Consider the following 8,006-nt stretch of genomic DNA (forward strand, 5'->3'; position numbering starts at 1 on the left):
GCCGCACGGTGGATACCGGCACCAAGATCTCGGCGATTGCCCATGTCAGTCTGATTGGTTGGGCATTTTTCGGCGGCACCTTCCGGTCCGAACCATTACCTATGGCCGTGCAGGATGTCTCGGTCATTTCGGCTGAGCAATTTGCGGCAATGACCGCTCAGCGGGATGCGCCCGAAGTGCCGACGCCAACAGCGCTGCAGCCGCCTGAGGCCCCAACAGAAGAGGATCCAGCGTCGGAACCGGTAGTGGAAGAGCAGCCTTCGTTGCAAGAGGCGGAACCTGCTGAATCCGACCCGGACCCGGATCCTGAGCCTGAACCGATTGAGCCGCCGCCAGAGCCGGTGGTGATTGAACAGCCACCGGTGTTGGACACTCCCGCCCCCGAGATCGTCGACCTTACGGTGCCTTCTGGGCCAGAAGCACAGCCCAGCCCGGCCGAGAATGTTGCGCCGGTGCCGGTTGCGCCGCCTCCGCCCGAGGCCGCGCCTGATGAAATCGAAACCCCGGCCGTATCTTTGGACGAGGGAGCCGAGACCCCGCAGGAACAGCAGGATCAGACCGCCCCCGAGGAAAAGGCTGACGAGATTGTGACCGAAGCGGAAGAGCCCAAAGAAAACGCTCCCCGAACATCGCCGCGCCCGCGGATCCGTCCCAACCGCCCGACGCCACCGGCCGAGCCCGAAGTGGCAGAGACGCCCGAGCCCGAACCCACAGAGCCCGCGCAGACGGAAACAGCCATCAACGATGCGCTGGCCGAGGCGTTGGGACAAGGGAGTGAACCCTCTGGTCCGCCCTTGACCAGCGGCGAAAAGGACGCGATGCGATTGGCCGTTTCCCAATGCTGGAACGTTGGGTCCTTGTCCACGGATGCTCTGCAGACAGTTGTTGTTGTCGGATTTTCGTTGACCCCTGATGGCAAGGTGGTTGGCGGCAGCTTGCGCATGATCGACAGCTCAGGCGGTTCTGACGGCGCAGCCAGACAAGCCTATGAGGCCGCTCGACGTGCCATTTTGCGCTGTGGAGCCAAAGGATATGACCTGCCAACCGATAAATACGAGCATTGGCAGGATATTGAGATTACATTCAATCCCGAGAGGATGCGGATCAAATGATGAGACTTCTGACCAGCCTGTTGCTTGGCCTGACACTGGTGTCGGCACCCGTTCACGCCCAAAGTGGGCCGCTCCGCCTGGAGTTGGATCAGGGGATCATCGAACCCTTGCCCTTTGCGGTTCCAAGTTTTGTTCCCGATAGTACGGCGGCAGCCCAATACGCTCAGGATATCTCGCGGGTTGTGGCGGCGGATCTGACCGGAACGGGGCTGTTTCGCGAAATTCTGTCTGATGCTTTCATCAGCCAAGTGGCCAGCTTTGAAGATCCCGTTCGGTTTGCGGATTGGAAAGCCATCAATGCCGAGGCTTTGGTGACAGGTGCTGTGAATGTGTCGGGCAATCGCCTGACGGTGCGGTTCAGGGTCTGGGATGTGTTTTCTGGGCAGGAGCTGGGCAACGGTCTGCAGTTTGCCGGGACGACTGAAGGGTGGCGGCGCATGGCCCATAAAGTGGCGGATCAAGTCTATAGCCGTGTAACGGGCGAGGGCGCCTATTTCGACAGTCGCGTTGCCTTTGTCTCGGAAAGCGGCCCCAAAAACCAGCGCCTGAAACGGCTGGCGATCATGGATTATGATGGTGCGAATGTGCAGTACCTGACCGACAGCGCCGCCATTGTTCTGGCACCACGCTTTTCACCTGCCGGTGATCAACTGCTCTATACCAGCTACGAATCCGGTCAGCCGCGCATCTATGTTCTGGATATTGAGCGGGTCAGGCGGACTGAGTTGAACACCCAGGGCGGCACGATGAGCTTTTCGCCCCGGTTTTCGCCGGATGGACGGTCGATCGTCTATTCGCTTATTCAGGGCGGCAATACGGACCTGTGGAAAATGGATCTGGCTTCCGGGCAAAGCGTGCGGCTGACCAATACGCCCGCGATCGAAACCGCCCCCAGCTATTCGCCAGACGGTTCCCAGATCGTGTTTGAAAGCGACCGTTCGGGCACGCCACAGCTTTACATCATGCCCGCAAACGGGGGCGAGGCGACGCGGATCAGCTTTGGTCAGGGCCGTTATGGAACGCCGGTCTGGTCCCCCCGTGGCGATCTGATTGCGTTTACCAAGCAGAACAAAGGCCGATTTCATATCGGTGTCATGCGAACAGATGGCAGCGAAGAGCGTTTGCTGACCTCGTCGTTTCTGGACGAAGGACCGACATGGTCCCCTAATGGTCGCGTGATCATGTTCACCCGAGAAACCCAGGGCGCAAGTGGCCGGGCGACGCTGTATTCGGTTGATATCTCGGGACGCAACCTGCGCCCGATCCGCACCCCGGATGGGGGCAGCGATCCGTCATGGGGTCCACTGCAGAATTGATCACGGCTGCTGGCAGGAAAAGTTCACAAGGAACCTGCACTATGCTACAGAGACGGCAATAAAGAGAAAAAACAACGAGGCACCTGAGATGAACGTATTGGGCAAAATCCTAGCACTAGGTGTGTTTGGCGCGTTGGCAGCCTGCACCAATAACGATCCGTCTGCGCTGGGCGGCGGCTTTGGCAATGGCGCAAATGGCGGGCTGGCCGCGGGCTCTCCAAGTGATCCGCGCTCGCCTGCATATTTCCAGCAAACTGTTGGTGACCGGGTTCTGTTTTCAGTCGATCAGTCGACGCTTACTCCGCAGGCGCAGTCAGTGCTGCAGGGGCAGGCCGACTGGCTGATGGCCAACCCCGACTTTGTGGCAACGATCGAAGGCCATGCGGATGAGCAGGGCACGCGTGAGTATAACCTCGCACTGGGTGCGCGCCGGGCAAATGCCGCCCGCGAGTTCCTGATTTCCCGCGGAGTAGCGGGCAACCGGCTGACAACTGTCAGCTTTGGCAAGGAACGCCCGATCGAGATTTGCAGCACCGAGGACTGCTATTCGAAAAACCGTCGTGCAGTCACGGTGCTGACCGGATCAACTTTGGGATAAGACGATGAAACTAGCAGGATGGGTTCTGGCCGCAGTTTTGGCGACCGCCGGTTTGGCACAAGCACAGGATCAGCAAACCTTGGCGGATATCCGGCAGGAACTGACGGTGCTGCATGTGGAAATTCAGCGGCTCAAGCGCGAGTTTTCAACAACCGGCTCTCCGGCCCCGAACCTGTCCGGCAGTTCGATACTTGAACGCGTTGATGCCATAGAGGCCGAGTTGCAGCGCCTGACGCGCCAGACCGAGCAGTTGAACCAGCGTGTACAGAATATCGTAACCGACGGGACTAACCGCATCGGTGATCTTGAGTTTCGCTTGGTCGAACTGGAAGGCGGCGACCTGAGTACGCTTGGTGATACAACAACTCTGGGCGGAGACACGGACATCACATCCGTAGCCCCTGCCGCTCCGACAGGGCCAACCGATGCCGACCTGGGTGAGTTGGCAGTAGGCGAGCAAGCGGATTTCAATGCCGCTGCTCAGGCGCTGGCCGATGGAAACTTCCAGGCCGCTGCGGATCAGTTCGCAGTATTCGATACATCATATCCCGGAAGCCCGCTTGCGCCCGAAGCACACCTAAAGCGCGGTCAGGCGTTGGAAGGCATTGGCGACACCCGCGAAGCTGCAAGGGCTTTTCTGGCCAGCTTCACGGGTGATTCCGAAGGCGCCTATGCGCCTGAGGCTTTGTTCGAACTGGGTGCTGCGCTGGGTCGTCTGGGACAGACCGAACAGGCGTGTATAACACTGAGCGAGGTCAGCGTCCGGTTCCCGGCCTCGGCATTGGTCTCCAGCGCCACGCAGGAAATGACGTCACTGGGTTGTACTTGACCACACAAGGCACACTCCTGAAATCCGAACTCCGCGCGCGATTGCCGGAAAACCTTCCGCGCCGTCTAGGCGTTGCGGTATCCGGTGGCGGTGACTCGGTTGCTTTGCTGAGTTTGTTGAAGCACATCGTCCAAGAGGAACAGGTTGAGCTGTTTGTCGCCACGGTGAACCACAATCTGCGCCCCGAAGCGGTTGCGGAGGCAAATTGGGTGGCGCAGCTTGCCCAGGGTCTGGGCCTTCCACATGAGACGTTGCACTGGCAGGGGTGGGACCAGACAGGTAACCTGCAGGATAGGGCGCGGCAGGCCCGGTACCAGTTGCTGTCAGACTGGGCGCGTGACAAGCAGATCGGTGCGATTGCCCTGGGACACACCGCCGATGATCAAGCCGAAACCATGCTGATGCGATTGGCGCGCGCTGCTGGTGTGACGGGATTGTCCGGCATGCCCGCAATGCGGAACTATCAAGGGATCATGCTGCTGCGGCCGATGTTGGGGATCACCCGGCAACAACTGCGCGATTATCTTGCCGAGATTGGGGCAGATTGGATCGAGGATCCATCGAATCACGACCGGCGGTTTGATCGTATCAAGGCGCGCAACGCGTTGACCGGCTTATCCGAAATTGGGATTTCGGTGCATTCTCTGTCCCGCGTTGCTGAAAACCTTGCTCAAGCCCGTGAAGCATTAGAGCAGATTACGCAGGAATCCGCCCGTCAGGTCCTGAGTGTCGATGGCGGCGATATCTGTGTCGATCGCGCGCGATTTTCCACTCTGCCTGCGGAAATCCGACGTCGTCTTCTTACAGGTTGTGTCCGCTGGATTGCGGGCCGCGGATATCCACCGCGTCAGGCTGCAACAGACCGGGCGCTGCTGGCGATTGATCAGGGTGAGGCGGCAACGATTGGTGGATGCCTCTTGATCCCAAAAGCCGATAAAATGTGGATTTGCAGAGAGCTAAATGCCGTTGAGAGCGCACCCGGCGCACCCGGTCAGATTTGGGATGGACGGTGGATCCTGTCTGGCCCGGCGATTCCCGACGCGCAGGTTCACCCGTTAGGTGCGGCTGGTTTGCAGGCCGTGCCAGATTGGCGTGCACTTGGAAAACCGCGCGCCACGCTTCTGGCGTCTCCGTCCGTCTGGAGTGGAGAGGTCTTGGTATCTGCACCTATGGTGGGTTTCTCAAATGGTTGGCTTGCAGAACTGACGCCAGAAGAGCCCGAGTTTCACTCTTCGGTTTTATCGCATTGAACCTGCTTGAATCATCTCTATTTTAAAGAGCAACCCGGCAGATCCCCATCTGCCGAAATCTTTTGGGAGATTTTTCTTGGGCAACGCTCGTAACATCGCCTTTTGGGTCGTTCTGTTTTTGCTGATCCTTGCACTGTTCAATCTGTTCAGCGGACCAGGTGGAACGCTTCAGAGCAATGAAAGAACCTATTCTGATTTCGTGACCGCTGTTGAAGGCGGCGAAGTCAAAAACGTGACATTGGATGGCGAGCAAATTCGCTATACCACGCAAAGCGGCGCAAGCTATGTCACGATCAAGCCCGGCGATGCCGAGGTGACCAAACTGCTGATCGATGAAAGCATCCCGGTTCAGGCTGTGAAACAACAGCAATCGGGCATTCAGTCTTTCCTGGTCACTCTTCTTCCTTTCCTGCTGCTGATCGGTGTCTGGGTCTACTTCATGAACCGGATGCAGGGTGGCGGCAAAGGTGGCGCGATGGGCTTTGGCAAGTCCAAGGCCAAGATGCTGACCGAAAAGCATGGCCGTGTAACTTTTGATGATGTCGCTGGCATCGACGAGGCCAAGGAAGAACTGGAAGAGATCGTAGAATTCCTGCGCAATCCGCAGAAATTCAGTCGTCTGGGTGGCAAGATTCCAAAAGGCGCTTTGTTGGTGGGCCCTCCGGGGACCGGTAAAACGCTGCTGGCCCGCGCCATTGCGGGTGAGGCGGGTGTGCCCTTCTTCACCATTTCGGGTTCGGACTTTGTTGAGATGTTCGTCGGTGTCGGTGCATCCCGTGTCCGCGACATGTTCGAACAGGCCAAGAAAAACGCTCCCTGTATCGTCTTTATTGACGAGATTGACGCCGTTGGCCGCCATCGTGGTGCCGGTTATGGCGGGGGTAATGACGAACGTGAACAAACGCTCAACCAGTTGCTCGTCGAGATGGACGGGTTCGAGGCCAATGAGGGCGTGATTATCCTGGCGGCCACCAACCGTAAGGACGTTTTGGACCCTGCGCTGCTGCGTCCAGGCCGTTTCGACCGCAACGTGACTGTCGGCAACCCCGACATTAAAGGCCGCGAAAAGATCCTGGGCGTTCACGCACGCAAGACACCCCTCGGACCTGATGTCGATCTGCGCATCATCGCGCGCGGGACTCCGGGCTTCTCGGGTGCTGATCTGGCCAACCTCGTGAATGAGGCCGCGCTGATGGCCGCCCGCGTCGGTCGCCGCTTTGTTACCATGGAAGATTTCGAGAATGCCAAGGACAAGGTGATGATGGGTGCCGAGCGCCGCTCGATGGTGCTGACCCAGGACCAGAAGGAAAAGACTGCCTATCACGAATCAGGGCATGCCGTTGTTGGTATGACGCTGCCATTGTGTGATCCGGTCTATAAGGCAACGATCATTCCGCGCGGTGGTGCGCTGGGCATGGTGGTGTCACTGCCAGAAATGGACCGCCTGAACTATCACCGCGATGAGTGTGAGCAAAAGCTGGCCATGACGATGGCCGGTAAGGCGGCTGAGGTGATCAAATATGGCGAGGACCATGTCTCGAACGGTCCGGCGGGCGATATCATGCAGGCCAGCCAACTGTCGCGGGCGATGGTGATGCGCTGGGGCATGTCGGACAAGGTCGGCAATATCGACTATGCCGAAGCGCATGATGGCTATTCTGGCAACACTGCCGGGTTCTCGGTTTCGGCCCATACCAAGGAACTGATCGAGGAAGAGGTCAAGCGCCTGATCCAGCAAGGATATGAGCGTGCGCATCAGATCTTGTCAGAACAGAACGAGCAATGGGAACGTCTGGCCCAGGGGCTGCTGGAATATGAAACCCTGACCGGTGACGAGATCAAACGCGTCATGAATGGCGAGCCGCCCAGCGAAAGCGATGACGAGGGCGACAAACCTGATGAGGGCAGCGCCCCCAGCGTGACAGCCATTCCGAAAACCAAGGTTAAGAAAACTCCGCCCGATGGCGGGATGGAGCCGGAACCAACGGCTTAAACTTTCAAAGACCCGGGCCTGTCCCGGGTCTTTTTTCTTTTCAATCGCGAAGGTTTGCCCTTTATTCCGCATCAGATGTCAGTTCTGAAAAAGGGATAAATATGCCGGTATTGCGCGAAACCGAATTCACGGGCGAAGTTGTTTGGTTGGGCCACGTACCAGCAGGTAAAACTCTCCGGGCCAATTCCGTGGACAGTCTGGATTTGGGTTTCTCGGGTGATCAAGGCGCGCGTCACGAAGGCGTGAATCGTACCTCTTGCGTACGGGTCAAAAACCTGTACCCGGTGGGCACCGAAATTCGCAATGTGCGACAGTTATCGATCCTGTCCGCAGAAGAACTTGATGCCATCGCGCAGGAAATGGGCTTGGGTAAGCTGGACCCGTCCCATCTGGGTGTCAGCATTGTCTTGCGCGGCATTCCGGATTTCACCCATATTCCGCCCTCGTCTCGTTTGCAGGTGGAAAATGGCCTGACGCTGACGATCGACATGGAAAACCGGCCCTGTATCCTGCCGGGGCGCGAGATCGAGGCTGACTTGCCCGGGTATGGTGCTGCCTTCAAGCCTGCAGCGCAGGGACGGCGGGGGGTCACGGCTTGGGTCGAAAGACCCGGAGAGCTGAAGCTGGGCGATGAGCTTACACTATTTGTCCCCGATCAGAGAGCCTGGACACCATAAGGGACCGCAATTTCCGATCGGAAGGCGCCGATGTGACGCTACGACGTTTCAAGGCGCAATTATGTCGGAATCCATAGCCACCAATTTGGTACACAACGGTATGGAGTGAGCAGCGCCGGCGTTCTGCGTCGGGTTTGCACGGAATTCAATCAGGGACCGAAACCCAATGAGCTATAAATCTGACATCGAAATTGCGCGTGAGGCGAAGAAGAAGCCGATTCAGGAGATTGG

7 protein-coding genes are annotated in these 8,006 nt (G+C 58.2%); all 7 read left to right on the forward strand.

Annotated features, from left to right (window positions below; genetic code table 11):
- Nucleotides 1-8 precede the first annotated feature (8 nt).
- The 7 genes from tolA to AC2FJ5_RS08920 all read left to right on the forward strand — a co-directional run bounded on the left by tolA (nt 9) and on the right by AC2FJ5_RS08920 (nt 7,775).
- Nucleotides 9-1,112, forward strand: coding sequence for a cell envelope integrity protein TolA (tolA, locus tag AC2FJ5_RS08890; protein ID WP_496793125.1), 1,104 nt, complete (start codon nt 9-11; stop codon nt 1,110-1,112).
- A complete protein-coding gene (tolB, locus tag AC2FJ5_RS08895; protein WP_496705371.1) occupies nt 1,109-2,428 on the forward strand; it encodes a Tol-Pal system beta propeller repeat protein TolB in 1,320 nt (439 codons plus the stop codon). The genes tolA and tolB overlap by 4 nt, the downstream gene beginning before the upstream one ends.
- 88 nt (nt 2,429-2,516) lie before the next feature.
- A complete protein-coding gene (gene pal / locus AC2FJ5_RS08900) occupies nt 2,517-3,026 on the forward strand; it encodes a peptidoglycan-associated lipoprotein Pal (RefSeq protein ID WP_281973807.1) in 510 nt (169 codons plus the stop codon).
- A 4-nt stretch (nt 3,027-3,030) separates the two neighbouring features.
- Nucleotides 3,031-3,855, forward strand: coding sequence for a tol-pal system protein YbgF (ybgF, locus tag AC2FJ5_RS08905; RefSeq protein WP_496793126.1), 825 nt, complete (start codon nt 3,031-3,033; stop codon nt 3,853-3,855).
- A complete protein-coding gene (tilS, locus tag AC2FJ5_RS08910; protein WP_496793128.1) occupies nt 3,852-5,105 on the forward strand; it encodes a tRNA lysidine(34) synthetase TilS in 1,254 nt (417 codons plus the stop codon). The genes ybgF and tilS overlap by 4 nt, the downstream gene beginning before the upstream one ends.
- 76 nt (nt 5,106-5,181) lie before the next feature.
- Complete coding sequence (gene ftsH, locus AC2FJ5_RS08915; RefSeq protein ID WP_142640196.1) at nt 5,182-7,098, forward strand: ATP-dependent zinc metalloprotease FtsH; 1,917 nt, start codon at nt 5,182-5,184, stop codon at nt 7,096-7,098.
- Nucleotides 7,099-7,199: 101 nt separating this feature from the next.
- A complete protein-coding gene (locus AC2FJ5_RS08920; RefSeq protein WP_496793129.1) occupies nt 7,200-7,775 on the forward strand; it encodes an MOSC domain-containing protein in 576 nt (191 codons plus the stop codon).
- Nucleotides 7,776-8,006 lie beyond the last annotated feature (231 nt).

The organism is Ruegeria sp. CDSA221 (genome assembly GCF_059611825.1).